General features: G+C 65.2%; 16 protein-coding genes and 1 pseudogene. 7 read left to right on the top strand and 10 right to left on the bottom strand.

The genetic code is table 11. The features are described 5' to 3' along the window. Positions 1-16 precede the first annotated feature (16 nt). Positions 17-598 carry a septal ring lytic transglycosylase RlpA family protein gene (locus ABIB78_RS05945; RefSeq protein WP_429022517.1) on the bottom strand — a complete coding sequence of 194 codons (582 nt, stop codon included), beginning with the start codon at positions 596-598 and terminating at the stop codon, positions 17-19. A 371-nt stretch (positions 599-969) separates the two neighbouring features. Between ABIB78_RS05945 and ABIB78_RS05940 the strand changes: the two genes are divergently transcribed. Next, the gene (locus ABIB78_RS05940; protein WP_429022514.1) at positions 970-2,019 is read left to right on the top strand and encodes a hypothetical protein; all 1,050 of its coding nucleotides are present in this window, start codon (positions 970-972) and stop codon (positions 2,017-2,019) included. 74 nt (positions 2,020-2,093) lie between these two features. Here the strand turns inward: ABIB78_RS05940 and ABIB78_RS05935 are convergent, their stop codons facing one another. Then, positions 2,094-2,723 (bottom strand): L,D-transpeptidase, encoded by a 630-nt coding sequence (locus ABIB78_RS05935; protein WP_429022511.1) that lies wholly within the window; start codon positions 2,721-2,723, stop codon positions 2,094-2,096. Positions 2,724-2,900: 177 nt separating this feature from the next. On the opposite strand from ABIB78_RS05935, the gene ABIB78_RS05930 reads away from it, so the two are divergent. Next, positions 2,901-3,284 carry a hypothetical protein gene (locus ABIB78_RS05930; RefSeq protein ID WP_429022508.1) on the top strand — a complete coding sequence of 128 codons (384 nt, stop codon included), beginning with the start codon at positions 2,901-2,903 and terminating at the stop codon, positions 3,282-3,284. A 61-nt stretch (positions 3,285-3,345) separates the two neighbouring features. Here the strand turns inward: ABIB78_RS05930 and ABIB78_RS05925 are convergent, their stop codons facing one another. Both ABIB78_RS05925 and ABIB78_RS05920 read right to left on the bottom strand, forming a co-directional pair. Further along, positions 3,346-4,128, bottom strand: coding sequence for an SDR family NAD(P)-dependent oxidoreductase (locus tag ABIB78_RS05925; protein WP_429022506.1), 783 nt, complete (start codon positions 4,126-4,128; stop codon positions 3,346-3,348). Between the two features lie 34 nt (positions 4,129-4,162). Next, positions 4,163-4,753, bottom strand: a complete 591-nt coding sequence (locus ABIB78_RS05920; protein ID WP_429022504.1) for an NADPH-dependent FMN reductase — start codon at positions 4,751-4,753, stop codon at positions 4,163-4,165. A gap of 180 nt (positions 4,754-4,933) precedes the next feature. Between ABIB78_RS05920 and ABIB78_RS05915 the strand changes: the two genes are divergently transcribed. Further along, positions 4,934-5,182, top strand: a complete 249-nt coding sequence (locus ABIB78_RS05915; protein WP_429022503.1) for a hypothetical protein — start codon at positions 4,934-4,936, stop codon at positions 5,180-5,182. A 131-nt stretch (positions 5,183-5,313) separates the two neighbouring features. Continuing rightward, on the top strand, positions 5,314-7,395 hold the full coding sequence (locus ABIB78_RS05910) for a methyl-accepting chemotaxis protein (protein WP_429022501.1): 2,082 nt from the start codon (positions 5,314-5,316) through the stop codon (positions 7,393-7,395). Between the two features lie 44 nt (positions 7,396-7,439). On the opposite strand, the gene ABIB78_RS05905 is transcribed toward ABIB78_RS05910, so the two are convergent. The 3 genes from ABIB78_RS05905 to ABIB78_RS05895 form a co-directional block, all read right to left on the bottom strand. Beyond that, positions 7,440-8,603, bottom strand: a complete 1,164-nt coding sequence (locus ABIB78_RS05905; RefSeq protein WP_429022499.1) for an acyl-CoA dehydrogenase family protein — start codon at positions 8,601-8,603, stop codon at positions 7,440-7,442. A gap of 138 nt (positions 8,604-8,741) precedes the next feature. After that, a complete protein-coding gene (locus tag ABIB78_RS05900) occupies positions 8,742-9,074 on the bottom strand; it encodes a hypothetical protein (protein WP_429022497.1) in 333 nt (110 codons plus the stop codon). A 3-nt stretch (positions 9,075-9,077) separates the two neighbouring features. Beyond that, positions 9,078-9,755 carry a nitroreductase gene (locus ABIB78_RS05895; protein ID WP_429022495.1) on the bottom strand — a complete coding sequence of 226 codons (678 nt, stop codon included), beginning with the start codon at positions 9,753-9,755 and terminating at the stop codon, positions 9,078-9,080. A gap of 149 nt (positions 9,756-9,904) precedes the next feature. Here ABIB78_RS05895 and ABIB78_RS05890 point away from each other — a divergent pair, with 149 nt between their 5' ends. Then, positions 9,905-10,153 carry a hypothetical protein gene (locus ABIB78_RS05890; protein ID WP_429022493.1) on the top strand — a complete coding sequence of 83 codons (249 nt, stop codon included), beginning with the start codon at positions 9,905-9,907 and terminating at the stop codon, positions 10,151-10,153. A gap of 224 nt (positions 10,154-10,377) precedes the next feature. Here ABIB78_RS05890 and ABIB78_RS05885 read toward each other — a convergent pair whose 3' ends face one another. Further along, positions 10,378-10,623, bottom strand: a complete 246-nt coding sequence (locus ABIB78_RS05885; RefSeq protein WP_429023002.1) for a PilZ domain-containing protein — start codon at positions 10,621-10,623, stop codon at positions 10,378-10,380. 151 nt (positions 10,624-10,774) lie between these two features. Further along, positions 10,775-11,650 carry an MBL fold metallo-hydrolase gene (locus ABIB78_RS05880; protein WP_429022491.1) on the bottom strand — a complete coding sequence of 292 codons (876 nt, stop codon included), beginning with the start codon at positions 11,648-11,650 and terminating at the stop codon, positions 10,775-10,777. Between the two features lie 134 nt (positions 11,651-11,784). Between ABIB78_RS05880 and ABIB78_RS05875 the strand changes: the two are divergent. Next, positions 11,785-11,952: pseudogene (locus tag ABIB78_RS05875) on the top strand (glycerophosphodiester phosphodiesterase family protein); the annotation flags it as partial. Between the two features lie 80 nt (positions 11,953-12,032). Then, on the top strand, positions 12,033-12,665 hold the full coding sequence (locus ABIB78_RS05870) for a DapH/DapD/GlmU-related protein (RefSeq protein ID WP_429022489.1): 633 nt from the start codon (positions 12,033-12,035) through the stop codon (positions 12,663-12,665). Between the two features lies 1 nt (position 12,666). Here the strand turns inward: ABIB78_RS05870 and ABIB78_RS05865 are convergent, their stop codons facing one another. After that, a complete protein-coding gene (locus ABIB78_RS05865; protein WP_429022488.1) occupies positions 12,667-14,289 on the bottom strand; it encodes an ABC-F family ATP-binding cassette domain-containing protein in 1,623 nt (540 codons plus the stop codon). Positions 14,290-14,437: the final 148 nt, after the last annotated feature.

The following is a 14,437-nucleotide window of genomic DNA, read 5'->3' as shown; positions in this document are numbered from 1 at the left end:
GCCTGTTCGGCGCACCTCACTCGACAACGTCAAGCCTGACATTCGCGACACCCTTGCCGATCATGCCGAGCGACTGCGCGGCAGAGTAAGAGACGTCGACGATGCGTCCGGGGACATAGGGTCCGCGGTCATTGACGCGCACCGTGACTGAACGGCCGGTCTTGACGTCGGTGACACGCAGCCTGGTGCCGAACGGCAATGTCGGATGCGCGGCAGTCAGTTCGCGCCCGTCGAATTTTTCACCGCTCGCGGTGGGCTGTGCTTCGTTGTAGAAGCTGGCGACCCCTTGCGATGCGACCTTCGTGCCGCCGGCTTTGCGCGCGGCATAAGGCCTGTGTGAACGCGCCGTTGCGACGCGTGTGCGCGGTGCAGATGACGCAGCCCGTATCGGTTCGATCGAGACCGGCCGGCTGGCGAGCGCCTGCGATCGCTCGCTGACGACCGAGGACTGCGCGCAGGCCGCAAGCGACGCCGCCCCGATCACGACGGCGAACAGCTGGAGCGGCTTTCGTGCATGCGAAAACAGGATCGGGGGCGCAGCGCAGCGCGCGCTGCGTTTGACGCCGACGTACGAGATGACTGCATCGTCGCGTGACATGTTGCACCCCCAACTCGCGCCCCCAGCCCAAGCCGAAAATCCAACATTGCCTATCAGCCGAATCCATCGGGGCGGAACGGAGGCAGAATGCGGCGGGACACAACTTGCGCGATGCGATTTCCCCTTGGGTGTGATGGATGTGCAACACAACCCAGTAGGGAGGCCCTCCGGGCGGTGAGCGTGCCGATGCCGGTACCAGCTCCAGGATCGGTTCCCAGGATCGGTTCCCGAAACTCCCCAACCTCTCCACCCTCTCGCCATGCTTTGGTCAAACCGGACTGGAGTCGTGGGGTCAGGGCCAGGGGTCGATACAGAGCGAAATTTGCCGGCCGCCCATTTGCGGTTGACCTTGGACTGAAACGGGGACCGCCATGCAATCCACACTGAAAGACGCAGATCCGCACGATATTTTCGCGATCGAACCTAGCTTCGCGCCGGCACGCCCGGACAACGCCGCCGCTGCGCCGGCACCTGCCGGCAAGGGAGCGCTCCGGGAGCCGTATTTCGGCACGAGCCTCGCACCCTCGTCCACGCCATCGATCGCATCTGCCGCTGCGGTCGCCTCGGTGCCGCCGGTTGCGCCGATACCAGCGGCGCCGGAGTATAGCGCCGCAAGCCATGACGGCAGACTGGACGACATCAGACTGGAGCGCGGGCCGCGCCCCACCAACAAATGGGCGATCCGCGCTTTCTGGTTCGTGTTCGCGATCGCCGGCGCGATGGGCACCGCGGCGTGGCAGCACTACGGACATCGCGTCAAGCAGATGGTGGCGGAGTACGTGCCTCAGGTCGAAGCCCTGACGTCGCTGCTGCCTGGCAAAACGACCGCCGCTCCCGACCAGACGAGCCCGCCCGTCGCGCAAGCGGCAGCCGCTGATCAGCCAGCTGAGGCCGGTCCGGCCGCTGCGCCACAGGACGTTGCCGCAGCACAGCCGGCTCCAGCCGCAGCACCGGCTGCCGCGGCAGCACCGGTCGCGCCTGCAACCCCGACGACGCTGGCTGCCGCTGCAACCGCGCCTGACCAGACGCAGTTGTTGCAGTCGATGGCGCGCGATCTCGCGTCGATGGGACAGCAGATCGAGCAGCTCAAGACCAGCATCGATCAGCTCAAGGCGAGCCAGGATCAGTTGGCGCAGCGTGTCGCAAGGACGACCGAGACCAGAGCCGCCGAACCACGGCCGGTGACGCCGCGCCCTCGCGCCGCGATCACACCACCGCCGACGGCTGCTCGCACGGCCTTTGCTCCGCCCCCGGTACGCCGACCGGCGCAGGCCTATATCCCGCCGCCGTCATCTGCGGCGCCATTGCCGGCGCCCGCCCCGCAGGCTGCCGCGGCACCGCGACCGGTGCAACCGCAGTCCAGTGTTGTTGACGCTGACGACAACGGCCCGGTGGTTCGGCCGCCGATGCCGCTGCGCTGAAGGCTGATTAGCGGCTGAAAAAAGCGCGGCCGATCGCGATAGCGCGATCGGCCGCCGTGCGCCTTAAATGCGAGTTACGCGCTCTGTCCCGGCGGCAGCACGACCACGGTCGCGCCCGGCTTGACCCGCTGGTAGAGGTCGATGACATCGGCGTTGGTCATGCGGATGCAGCCCGACGAGATCGCCTGCCCGATATATTCGGGCTGGTTGGTGCCGTGGATGCGATACAGCGTGTCCTTGTTGCCCTGGTAGAGATAGATGCCCCGGGCGCCCAGCGGATTGGCCGGTCCACCGGCGACACGCTTCGGATACGGCCCGAGCCGCTCCTGGATATCCTGGGTCGGAACCCAATCCGGCCACTCCGCCAAGCGGCCGACGGTGGCCACACCGGAGAAGGCCATCGCTTCCTCGCCGACGGCGACGCCGTAACGGATCGCCTTGCCGCCGGGCAGCACGTAATAGAGATAGCGCGCGTCGGTATCGACCAGGATCGAACCCGGCTGTTCCCGCCGCGTGTAATCGACAATGTGGCGCTGGAACTGATCCGGAACCTTGGTCTCCGCATAGGGCGGATGCGCCAGCAATTGCCGATCGCGCGGCGTCATCGCCGCATCCGTCACCGGCGACAGCGTCGCCTGCATGCAGCCGCCAAGCGCAAGCGAACCCACCAGCACCGCAGCAAGCCCCAACTTCGACACGATCATTCTCCCCCTGCGTCAACTTGTGGCACTTGCTGCCGAAATCGTGCTGAAATCGTGGCAGCCTCGGCTGGAACACGGCTGTTTGATCGGTTCCCTGGGCAAGTGTGTCCCGACGGTTGCAGTCGGTTCCCGCGGACGCTAGCCTTGCGACAAAATGTCTAGAACATCGGGAGGAATTCGATGCGTTACGCTCTGCTGATCGGCGGCCTGATTGTCGCGGCAACACCGGCCCACGCCGATCCGCGCGCGGCCTATGTCACGATGGTGCTGCGGGCCTTTGCCGCCAAGGTCGAGTGCCCGGGCACCGATCTCGTCTATCAGGACCTCGTACAACGGGCGCAGGACATGCACCTGCCGGACGGCACCACCGAGCAGGTACGCAAGGCGATCGCCTACATGCACACCGGGGGCAAGATGGGCGAGAAGCAGCCCGACGACCTGATGACCGAAGTCGCGATCGCAACCCAGACCACCGACCTCGACCAGCGCCGGGCCGGCAGCATGACGACTTGGTGCCAAGACCAGAAGACGCGGCTTGCGGGCTACATCAGGACCAAGGAATAGAAAGCGTTTTCGAGCGAACTGGGCCCGGTTCGCGTGAAGAAAACCCGTCGAACAAAAATCCTCAATCGAGCTCCGGCGGCGCGAACCAGTTGGTCAGCGACAGGCCGCCGTCGACCACGATCGATGCGCCGGTGACGTAGCCGGAGAGCTTGTGCGAGAGCACGGCGAGCGCCATCGGCGCGAGATCGTCCGCCTGGCCAAGCCGCCCGAGTGGAATGTGTTTTGCCAGCGCGGGATCGGCGACGAAGCCGCCGGCCGCGATCGCGCCAGGCACCAGCGCATTGACACGGATGCCGTAGCAGCCCCAGCTCTTGGCAAGCTCCTTCACCAGCATCGCCATGCCGGCCTTCGCCGTCGAGTAATGCGGCAGGTTGCGCGGCGTGCCGGCATGCAGCGAGGTGAGCAGCAACAACGAGCCCGGCGTCTTCGCCGCTATCAGCTTGCGCGCCAGTTCGCGCGACAAATGAAAGCCGGCATCGAGATTGACCGCATGCATCTGCCGCCAGGTTTCTTCATCGACCGCCATCGCGTGATCGGCCTCGCGGCGCGGCGGCGAAGCGCTGTGGACGAAATGCGTCACTTGCCCGACCGTGCTTTGCGCATGCGCCAGCAGGGCGTCGCACGCAGCGCGCTGCGCGAGATCGCCGACCCACGGCGCGGCGAGCTCAGGACGCGGGGAGGCCTTGATCGCGGCCAACACCCTGTCCTCATGCAGGTCGGCGAACACCGTGCGCACACCCTCGCCGACCAGGGCCTGCGCGATGGCGCGGCCGATGCCGTTGCCCGCGCCGGTCACGAGGGCTGCCTCGTGCGCGGGATCGAAGGGCAATGTGAAGAGGCTCATGATCCCTTAACTCCAAGGACGTTCAGACCTGCGCTCAGTATGGCGGCGCCTTGCGCGCCCGCTGTGCCTTGGCGGCTTCGATCCACCAGGTGAAGTCGTCGGCAAATCGTGGAAAGGCTCGTTCGAGCGACTTGCCGCCCTCGCCGATCGGCTTGCCGTCGGCCGAGAGGGTCTGAGCGATCGGCCCCGCACTGATCGTGCTCGACACCACCACCATGCCCATCTCCGACAGCGTGCCGTGCCAGGCGGTCGCCGCGCGCGCCCCGGCAAACCGCCCGGCCGAATAGCTCGCGATCGCCGCCGGACGCCAAAACCATTCCTCGAGGAAATGATCGGTCAGGTTCTTCAGCCCGGGCTGGATGCCCCAATTGTATTCACCGGTGATGAACAGGAAGCCGTCGGCGTCGCGAATCTTGCCAGCGAGCGTTTCGAGCACGGCCGGCGCCTGCCCCTTGGGATGTTCTTTGTACATGCGGTCGAGCATCGGCAGGCCGACCTCCTTGGCGTCGATCAGCTCGACGTCGTCTCCGCGCCCGCGAAGGCCATCGACGACGAAATGCGCCAGCCGGATGCCCATGCGATCCGAGCGATAGGAGCCGTAGAGAACGAGAATGCGATGGGTCATGACGGGGCGATCCTAGCACGGCACTGCGACGCCCGTCCCGCGACCCGGCGCGCAGGTGTTAACCGGCGTTCCGGCTCGTTTTCCCGGCATTAAGCAATTCGTCGCAGGCGCTTCGCCGCGGCCCAAAATCGCCAGATTTCTTTTCTGGATATGCTTTCGCTTCGAGAAGGAGAACCCGACATGCGGATCGCAAAGCTGGTTTTCGCAAGCTCGCTTGCAGCCATCGCTGCCCTTGCCACGCCAGCGCTGGCGAAGCGTGCCGAGCGACAGAAAGCCGACGAGAAATCCACCACCAATTCGGCCGGCTGCCAGGCCTATCAGCAGGCCGCCGACGGTACCTGGACCCAGCTTCCTTGTGGCGAAGCGGGCTCCAACGCCGCGACGCAACACCGCGCCGCGACCAAGGGCGCTGACGACGACGAGCACTGACCGTCACGCCCTCGACTTTCGGACAATACAGACCTGCGGGACCGCCACGGCTCCCGCATCATAAACCCAAGCTTAATGCGCACCTGGTACGGTTGAGGCCTCCCCTCTCTCGTCAAGAATGGCGCGCATCCATGAAAATCGGTACTCTCCTGACGGCCGCGATCGTCTCCTTGTCCGCGGTCGGCGGTGGCTTGGCGGCCTACGTCGCGGTGACCAAGTACCAGACCATGGACAAGGTCTCGACCGCACAGAGCCGGCTCGAGATCGTCCGCGCCGTTGGCGACATCCCGCGCTACATGAACCCCGAGCGTGGCTACGCGACCAACCTGCTGCTCGCAGCTGGCACGATCGATCCGAAGCAAATCGCTGAACTCGACCGTCAGCGTCAACTGACCGACGGTGCCCTCGCCAAGGTCAACCAGGTGCGCGCCACCCTGCCGGGATCGCTCGACGATGGCGAGGCCGTCGCGCGCGAGATCGACGCGCTGAAGACGAAGTTTTCCGGGCTGCGCGACGCCATTGCGGCTGCAATCGCCGGCCCGGTCGATGCCCGCCGCGCGGCCGCCGGCAAGATCGTCGCCGACAACTCCGTGTTCAACGCCGGTGTCACCACGCTGCTCGACGAGCAGGTGCGCCGGCTCGCCGGCCTCGACGGCAATGCCTATCGCCAGGCCAGCTACGCCAACGTCGCCTGGACGCTGCGCGACACCGGCGGCCTGAATGCGAGCCTGCACAAGGCGCTGGTCGGTGCCAAGCGCGTCGCGACCGAGCCGGAGAAGCTGGAACTCTATCGCTCGACCGGCCGCACCGAGCAAATCCTCTCGACCCTGCAAGAGCTGCGCAACAATCCGGCAACGCCGGCGAACGTCATGACCGCGCTCGGCAAGATGCAGGCCGACTATGTCGAGCGATTCGGCAAGGCGCTGAAGCTCGCCAAGGAAGGCGCGGTGACCGGCAAGTACGAGCAGGATCTCGACACCTACTACCCCGAATCGCAAATCGGCCTCGCTGCCATCATCGCCGTGCGCGATGCGTTTTACGAGAATGCCGAGCAGGTCCTCGCGAGCGCCTATTCGTCGGCGCGCTTCAGCTTCGTGATCGCGCTGATCGGGCTGCTCGCGGTCATTGCCGTCAGCGCCGGCCTCATCGTCGTGGTCCGCCGCCGCATCCTCAATCCCATCGCCGCCCTCACCGGCCGCATGTCGCGTCTCGCCGCGGGCGACGTCGCCGAGGCGATCCCGGGCGCCGCGCGCAACGACGAGATCGGCGCGATGGCCGCCGCCGTTCAGGTGTTCAAGGACAACAGGATCGAAGCCGATCGCCTCGCGGCCGAGAAGGAAGCTGAGAACGACGTCAAGATGCGTCGTGCCCGCGTGCTCGATGATCTGACCCGCGCCTTCGAAGCCAAGGTGACCGAACTGGTCGGCGGATTGTCCGCGGCGTCCTCGGTGATGGAGGATACGGCGCAATCGATGTCGGCAACCGCAACCGCCACCAACCGCCAGGCCGCGGTCGTCGCCGCGGCGTCGGATCAGACCTCGACCAACGTGCAGACCGTCGCAAGCGCGACCGAGGAACTGACCTCCTCGATCTCGGAGATCGCCCGTCAGGTCGCCACCTCGACCGAGATCGCCGCGCGTGCCGTCGACCATGCCCGTCGCACCGGCGACACCGCGCGCTCGCTGGCCGAGGGCGCCCAGAAGATCGGCGACGTCGTGACGCTGATCCAGAGCATCGCGGCACAGACCAACCTGCTCGCGCTCAACGCCACCATCGAGGCGGCCCGCGCCGGCGAGGCCGGCCGCGGCTTTGCCGTCGTCGCGTCGGAGGTGAAGTCGCTGGCCGGCCAGACCGCGAAGGCGACCACGGAGATTTCCGAGCAGATCACCGCGATCCAGACCGCGAGCGACGAGACCGTGACTGCCATCCGCAGCGTCGTCGACGTCATCACCGAGATCGACCAGATCGGCACCGCGATTGCCGCGGCGATCGAGGAACAGGGCTCGGCGACCAAGGAGATCTCGCGCAGCGTTCAGGAAGCCGCGCGCGGCACGCAGGAGGTCAATTCCAATATCTCAGGCGTGCAGCGCGCCGCCGACGACACCGGCACGGCGGCAAACCAGGTGCTGGGCGCAGCCGAGCAGCTCTCGACGCAGTCCAAGGACCTCGCCGGCCAGGTCAACCGCTTCCTCTCCGACGTGCGGGCTGCGTAAGGTGGTGGCTTGGCCCGGTGCCGCCCGTCACGACCGAGAGCCCTCTAGCCGCCGCGCAGGCCGAGCACGCGGCGAGCGATCGCCTGGCGATGCACCTCGCTCGGGCCTTCGTACACCCGCATCAGCCGGGCCTTCTGCCAGAGCGCGTTCAGCGGCAATTCCAGCGTCACACCGAGCGCGCCGAGCGTCTGCATGGCGTGGTCGCAGGCGTCATAGGCCATTTCGGTCGCGAACACCTTGATCATCGAGGCCTCGTGGCGGATGTCCTCGCCGCGATCGGTCTTGTCGGCGGCCTCGCGCACCATCAGCCGGCACGCATGCATGCGCGTGGAGATATCTGCGATCCACCACTGGATCGCCTGGCGTTCGGCGAGCTTGACGCCGAACGTCTCGCGCTGCTTGGCGTGCTCGCACATCATGTCGAGCGCGCGCTTGGTGATGCCGACGCAGGTCGATCCCATCTCGAGCCGCCGCGTGCGCAGGCGCAGCTGCATCGGCGCATAGCCCTTGCCGACCTCGCCCAGCACGGAGTCCTTCGGGATGCGGCAATCCTCGAATACGATCTCGTAGGTCGAGCCGCCGCCGACCATCGGGATCTCTCGCTCGATGATGAAGCCCGCCGTGCCCTTCTCGACGATGAAGGAGGTGATGCCGCCCTGGCGCTGATCGTTACCGACCCGCGCCATCACGATGACGAAATCGGCGGCGCGCGCATTGCTGATCCAGATCTTGCGGCCGTTCAGCACCCACTGCTCGCCTTCGAGCACCGCGCGCGTCTTCATGGCCGCGGGATCGCCGCCGGCGCCGGGCTCGGAAATCGCGATCGCCGATGCCATCCGGCCCTCGATATAGGGCTGCAGATATTTTTTCTTCTGCGCGTCGGTGCCGACCGCCTGCAGCATGCGCAGGTTCGGCGAGTCCGGCGGCAGCACGAACGGCACGCAGCTGCGGCCGAGCTCCTCGTGCACCGCCGCCATCGTCCGCGTCGGCAGGTCGTGGCCGCCGAGATCCTCGGGCGCATCGAGGCCCCACAGTCCGAGCTCCTTCGAGACGTCGCGCAGCCGCTTGCGGTGCTCTGAGGTGAGCTCCGGATGATCGCTGCCGGGCAGTCGGGATTTCAGATATTGCGGCTCGAGCGGAATGAGTTCGCGATCGACGAATTTCGCGACGGTCTCGCGGATCATTGCTGTCTGTTCATCATCGCTCATCTGAGATTCCTCGCCTGTGCGTTGTGCTTCAAAAGATCAGTAGCGCATTCTTTGCTGGCCGGAATAGCGGAAACGCGCGCTCGCGCTCACTGTCGCGCGAGGGTTTCACCGCGCGGAATTCAATATCCCGCGGCGCGGTCAGCGGCTGCGCAATTGCGCCGGACGTGGCGGCGCGTCGAGCAACCGGTCGCGCGCCACGAGGTTGTTGGTGGAAAGAAAGCGATCGACGATCGGCACCCAGATCGCCGTTTCATTCTCGCCGAACGGCATGTGACCGTCGCCGCCGAATGCAGCCGTTCGAATCGGCGAGAGCTTGCTGCCTGATTTCGCGAACACCTCCGACAGCCGCGTTACAAGTTTCGAGGCGACGCGTATGCCATCGGCTCGCCCGCCACCGGAGGCCGAGATGAGGACGACCAAGGCCAGGACAACCGCGCCGATGCTGCTGCGGATCCGGACCGGTCGGATCATACTCTAGTCGGCAAAGCCGACGTAGCGGACAAAGTCGCCGTTGGCCTCGCGATCCGAGCGCACCGCATTCGCAGCGAAGCCGTCGTCGGGATAGCCCATCGCGACACAGGTCATGATCACCTGGTCTTCCGGGATATTGGCAACCTCGCGCACGATGTCGGAACGCGTGATGCCCTGGCCGTTGATCACGCTGCCAAGGCCCCGATCCCAGGCTGCCAGCACGATGCCATAGCAGAGCGCGCCGAGATCGAAATGGCAGACCGCGCCGGGATCGAGGATCCGGTCGTAGGTCAAGACCAGCGAAACCGGGGCGTCGAACTGGCGGAAGCCGCGCAGCACCCAGTCCTGCCGCATCGGCTTGTCGTCGCGGGCGATGCCCATCGCGCCGAACAGCTTCTTGGCGATGTCGACCTGGCGACCGCGGTGCACGCCCTGGTACTCGCCATGGCTGACGATGTCGCGCTTGGCTTTGGCGCCGGCGACCATCTCGTCCATGTTGCGGCGGCGCACTTCCTCCAGCGGCGCCCCGGTCACGACGTGGACGTGCCAGGGTTGGGTGTTCATCGAGGACGGCGCGCGCTTGGCCACCTCGATGATCTGCTCGACGGTCGCCCGCGACACCGGCTGCTTCTTGAACCCGCGCACGCTTTTGCGTGACTGTACCAGCGTCTCGAATTCCATTCCGCGTTTCCCCATTTTGTTCCGCACTGCACGCGGAATTTCTCACAGCTTGCCGGGGTATTTTATCGACAAAATCGGCGATGGGAACTTGATCGGGCCAGGAATCCGATATCCAATCCAGCCACTGGTTTGGTTTAGGGAGAACCCAGATGAAGCGGATTTTCTTGGCGGCCGTGATCGCGACCTTTGCCGCCGGTTCGGCATTTGCACAGGACGCCTCCTGCGAGACGAAGGCCGTCGGCAAGGACGGCAAGCCGCTGGCCGGCGCGGCCAAGACCTCATTCATGAAGAAGTGCACGACCGCCACCTGCGAGACCAAGGCGGTCGGCTCCGACGGCAAAAAGCTCGCGGGCGCTGCCAAGACGTCGTTCATGAAGAAGTGCCAGAGCGGCGCCTGAGCTCCTCGCCGGCGCTTGTTCGCCCCCTCAATCGGGACAGACCATCGGGTCGCGCAAGGCGCGGCCCGAACGGCTTTTGACGGGTGGACGGACCTTGATCGGCACGCGCCGTGGAGCATTCTCCGGTCCTGATTGAATCAGAACCGACGCTGCAGTTTCTTGTCTTGGCGTGTTTTCCTTCACGCGAACCGGCATCCACTTTGCCGAAAGCGCTGTAAAGGCGTTCAGAACGAGACGCCGACCCGCACGCCCCTGCTCCAGACCCGCCGGCAACGCTTCCTGGTGTTACCGTGAAACATTTCGAAACGTTCCGGCAGCTGGACCGGCTTCGAAAACTCCAGGCAGGCCCCGCCGGCGGAATAGTCCACCAGCCGGCATTCGATCAGCGGCGCCTTCGGTTCAAGCTGGAGCTTGACCATGCTGGACACGCAACCTGTCGGTCGAACACGCGCAAATCGCCGGGGATGCATCACCGCCGCCTCTGGTGGAATCATACCAATAAGCTCGCCGGCGACCGTTAAAATTCCGTTCAAGCCGATTGTCACGATTGGTGTCTGGCGGCAAACGAATCGGCGCGCTTCGCGCCAGCACGGCGCGGCCGGGGTGGCACTGCGCTCCCGCCTACCCGCGCTTGAAACGATAGTCGAAACGGTCGCCGTCCGCCGTGATCAGGCCGACCGTCGGGGCCGGAAAATGGATCGGCAGGATCAGCGTGTCGGTCCCCGCGACGGATGCAAAGAATTTCCGTCGCGATAGCGCCGATTGCTTCGGATCCCAATCTGGCTTCGCCGACCATTCCGGCTCGCGGCACTGGATCGCGTGGTGCATCAGATCGCCGGCAACCACCGCGCGCTGCCCCTTCGAGAAGATGTTAACGCAGCAATGGCAGGGCGAATGACCCGGCGTCGGCGTCAGCGTGACGCTGTCGTCGAGCGCATAGTCGTCGTCGACCAACAGCGCCTGCCCGGCCTCCACGATCGGCAGGCAATTGTCGCGAAATACCGTGCCGGGCGGATTGGCGCCCTTGGCGTTCTCGGCCTCCCAGGCCGCGTACTCACCCTTGTGAAAGACGTATTTCGCGTTCGGGAAGGTCGGCACCCAGCGCCCGTCGCGCAGCGTCGTGTTCCAGCCGGTGTGGTCGATATGCAGATGGGTGCAGAACACGTAGTCGATCTGCTCGTAGGAGATGCCGAGCGCGAACAGCTCGTTGCGCCAGCGCTGCTTGCCCGGGAAATCGAACGGCGGCGGGTGTCCCTTGTCCTCGCCGGTACAGGTGTCGACCAGGATGGTGTAGCGCGGCGTCCGCACCACGAAGGTCTGATAGGTGATCATCATCATGCCGCGCGCGGCATCGAAGACTTCGGGCTCCATCGTCTTCAAATGATGCGTGAACACATCGTCGCTATAGGTCGGGAAGAAATCCTGCGGCCGCCGCCACGGCCCTTCGCGCTCGATCACCGCGTCGATCGTGATGTCACCGATCCTGATCTGCTTCATGCCGTTTCGCTCCCGCTTTTTTGCGAAGCGTAACGGCCGCTACCGCCACCCACAAGCCGAGCGCCACGCAGCGCCCCATGCGGCTTTGCATTGCTGGTGGAAGCGGCCATGCCGCAATTCATCCGAAATGTTACCGCATGGCGGCGGCGAACAGCGCGGTTTTCGTGCTCGGCCCCTATCAGGGCGGCGAATTCTCGACCGGGATCGACAATGCCGGCATGTTCAGGCGCCTGCCCGAGAACTTTTCCGGCGGCATCTGGACCAACGAGATCGAGACCATTGCCCGCCTGACCGGCCGCTAGATGCAGCCTCTCTCTTCTTGTCATCTCGCCGTGATAGACAGCGCGCGACTCAAGCAGCTCACCGTATCGAGGATAACGCTATGAACGGACCGAACGTCCCCCGCCCCAAGCTTGCCGAAACCGTCATCGAGCCGACGGTCAAGCTGCGGGAGGTCAAGGTTGGACGTTGCTGTGAAATCCTCGGCGACACCGCAATCGAATACACCGAGCTTGGCGATTACTCCTACCTCGGCAGCGGCTGCATCGTCGCCGACGCCCAGATCGGCCGCTTCTGCGCGATTGCGGCGCAGGTCCGGATCGGCGCACCCAATCATCCACTCGATCGTCCCTCGCAGCATCGCTTCACCTATTGCCCTGAATATTACACGGCCGCCGCCGAGCGCGATCATCGCTTCTTCGGCGATCGGCGCGCCGATCGCGTCGTGATCGGCAACGACGTCTGGATCGGCCATGCCGTGATCGTGCTGCCCGGCGTCACCGTCGGAGACGGCGCGGTGCTGGCGGCCGGCGCGGTGGTCTCGCGCGATGTTGCGCCCTACACCATCGTTGGCGGGGTGCCGGCCCGGCCGATCAAGGAGCGGTTCAATCGCAGGATTGCGGCCGAGCTGTCGCAGATCGCCTGGTGGAACTGGCCGGCTGAGACCATCTGGGAGCGCCTCGGCGAATTCCAGTCCGGCGACATCGAGGCGTTTTGTGCGCGATGGAAGGCTTGAACTAGCTCCGCAACCCCGGCGCTTCGTGCCCGGTACGCGCGACATATTCGGTGTAGCCGCCGCCAAACTGATGGATGCCGTCCGGCGTCAGCTCCAGCACGCGGTTGGAGAGCGCGGCGAGGAAATGCCGGTCGTGGGACACGAACAGCATCGTGCCCTCGAACTCGGAGAGCGCGTTGATCAGCATCTCCTTGGTGGCGAGATCGAGATGGTTGGTCGGCTCGTCGAGCACGAGGAAGTTCGGCGGGTCGAACAGCATCTTGGCCATCACCAGCCGCGCCTTCTCGCCACCCGAGAGCACCCGGCACTTCTTCTCGACATCGTCGCCGGAAAAGCCGAAGCAGCCGGCGAGCGCGCGCAGGCTGCCCTGCCCTGCCTGCGGAAACGCGTCCTCCAGCGACTGGAACACGGTGCGCTCGCCGTCGAGCAGGTCCATCGCGTGCTGGGCGAAATAGCCCAACTTGACGCTACCGCCGACCGCGACCGCGCCATCATCGGGCTCGGTTGAACCGGCGACCAGCTTCAAGAGCGTCGACTTGCCGGCGCCGTTGATGCCCATCACGCACCAGCGCTCCCGGCGCCGGATCATGAAGTCGAGCCCGTCATAGATGCGCTTGCTGCCATAGGCCTTGTGGACGTTCTTCAGGCTGACGACGTCCTCGCCGGAACGCGGCGCCGGCTGGAATTCGAACGCCACCGTTTGTCGCCGCCGCGGCGGCTCGACCCGCTCGATCTTGTCGAGCTTCTTGACCCGGCTCTGCACCTGGGCCGCGTGCGAGGCGCGCGCCTTAAAACGCTCGATGAACTTGATCTCCTTGGCGAGCATCGCCTGCTGCCGCTCGAACTGCGCCTGCTGCTGCTTGTCAGAGAGCGCGCGCTGCTGCTCGTAGAACTCGTAATTGCCGGAATAGGTGGTGAGCTGACCGCCGTCGATCTCGACCACCTTGTTGATGATGCGATTGATGAACTCGCGGTCGTGCGAGGTCATCAGCAGCGCGCCCTCATATCCTTTCAGGAATTGCTCAAGCCAGATCAAGCTTTCGAGATCGAGATGGTTGCTCGGCTCGTCGAGCAGCATCACGTCGGGACGCATCAAGAGGATGCGCGCCAGCGCCACGCGCATTTTCCAGCCGCCGGAGAGCTTTCCGACGTCGCCGTCCATCATCTCCTGGCTGAAGCCGAGACCGGCCAGCGCCTCGCGCGCGCGGCCGTCGAGCGCATAGCCGTCGAGCTCCTCGAACTGATGCTGCACCTCGCCATAGCGCGCGATGATCTCGTCCATCTCATCGGCCTTGTCGGGGTCGGCCATCGCGGCCTCGAGTTCCCTGAGCTCGGCTGCGACAACGCTGACAGGCCCCGCCCCGTCCATCACCTCGGCGACCGCGCTGCGGCCGGACATCTCGCCGACATCCTGGCTGAAATAGCCGATCGAGATGCCGCGATCGAGCGAGACCTGGCCTTCGTCCGGGATTTCCCGGCCCGAGATCATGCGGAACAGCGTGGTCTTGCCGGCTCCGTTCGGCCCGACCAAGCCGATTTTCTCACCCTTCTGGAGAGCGGCTGAGGCTTCGATGAAGAGGATCTGGTGGCCGACTTGCTTTGAGACGTTGTCGAGGCGGATCATGCTCAATACTGGGAACTGAGGGTTTGTGGCCTCTTATTCGATCTGGGACCTGGGTGGAAGCCCATTCCGTGGGTTTCGCGCGGCGCTCCACGCATGCCACGATCGTTGCCAATCGAATATGACATGAAATCCTTCGGCGATCGGTTTT

Source organism: Bradyrhizobium sp. I1.14.4, assembly GCF_050435825.1.
Lineage (GTDB): Bacteria > Pseudomonadota > Alphaproteobacteria > Rhizobiales > Xanthobacteraceae > Bradyrhizobium.
This window is presented reverse-complemented; position numbering and strand designations above follow the sequence as displayed.

Excerpts from the sequence above, each read along its gene's own strand:
- ABIB78_RS05945 (WP_429022517.1), bottom strand. The coding sequence starts at position 598 with ATGTCACGCGACGATGCAGTCATCTCGTACGTCGGCGTCAAACGCAGC.
- ABIB78_RS05940 (WP_429022514.1), top strand. The coding sequence starts at position 970 with ATGCAATCCACACTGAAAGACGCAGATCCGCACGATATTTTCGCGATC.
- ABIB78_RS05935 (WP_429022511.1), bottom strand. The coding sequence starts at position 2,723 with ATGATCGTGTCGAAGTTGGGGCTTGCTGCGGTGCTGGTGGGTTCGCTT.
- ABIB78_RS05930 (WP_429022508.1), top strand. The coding sequence starts at position 2,901 with ATGCGTTACGCTCTGCTGATCGGCGGCCTGATTGTCGCGGCAACACCG.
- ABIB78_RS05925 (WP_429022506.1), bottom strand. The coding sequence starts at position 4,128 with ATGAGCCTCTTCACATTGCCCTTCGATCCCGCGCACGAGGCAGCCCTC.
- ABIB78_RS05920 (WP_429022504.1), bottom strand. The coding sequence starts at position 4,753 with ATGACCCATCGCATTCTCGTTCTCTACGGCTCCTATCGCTCGGATCGC.
- ABIB78_RS05915 (WP_429022503.1), top strand. The coding sequence starts at position 4,934 with ATGCGGATCGCAAAGCTGGTTTTCGCAAGCTCGCTTGCAGCCATCGCT.
- ABIB78_RS05910 (WP_429022501.1), top strand. The coding sequence starts at position 5,314 with ATGAAAATCGGTACTCTCCTGACGGCCGCGATCGTCTCCTTGTCCGCG.
- ABIB78_RS05905 (WP_429022499.1), bottom strand. The coding sequence starts at position 8,603 with ATGAGCGATGATGAACAGACAGCAATGATCCGCGAGACCGTCGCGAAA.
- ABIB78_RS05900 (WP_429022497.1), bottom strand. The coding sequence starts at position 9,074 with ATGATCCGACCGGTCCGGATCCGCAGCAGCATCGGCGCGGTTGTCCTG.
- ABIB78_RS05895 (WP_429022495.1), bottom strand. The coding sequence starts at position 9,755 with ATGGAATTCGAGACGCTGGTACAGTCACGCAAAAGCGTGCGCGGGTTC.
- ABIB78_RS05890 (WP_429022493.1), top strand. The coding sequence starts at position 9,905 with ATGAAGCGGATTTTCTTGGCGGCCGTGATCGCGACCTTTGCCGCCGGT.
- ABIB78_RS05885 (WP_429023002.1), bottom strand. The coding sequence starts at position 10,623 with ATGCATCCCCGGCGATTTGCGCGTGTTCGACCGACAGGTTGCGTGTCC.
- ABIB78_RS05880 (WP_429022491.1), bottom strand. The coding sequence starts at position 11,650 with ATGAAGCAGATCAGGATCGGTGACATCACGATCGACGCGGTGATCGAG.
- ABIB78_RS05870 (WP_429022489.1), top strand. The coding sequence starts at position 12,033 with ATGAACGGACCGAACGTCCCCCGCCCCAAGCTTGCCGAAACCGTCATC.
- ABIB78_RS05865 (WP_429022488.1), bottom strand. The coding sequence starts at position 14,289 with ATGATCCGCCTCGACAACGTCTCAAAGCAAGTCGGCCACCAGATCCTC.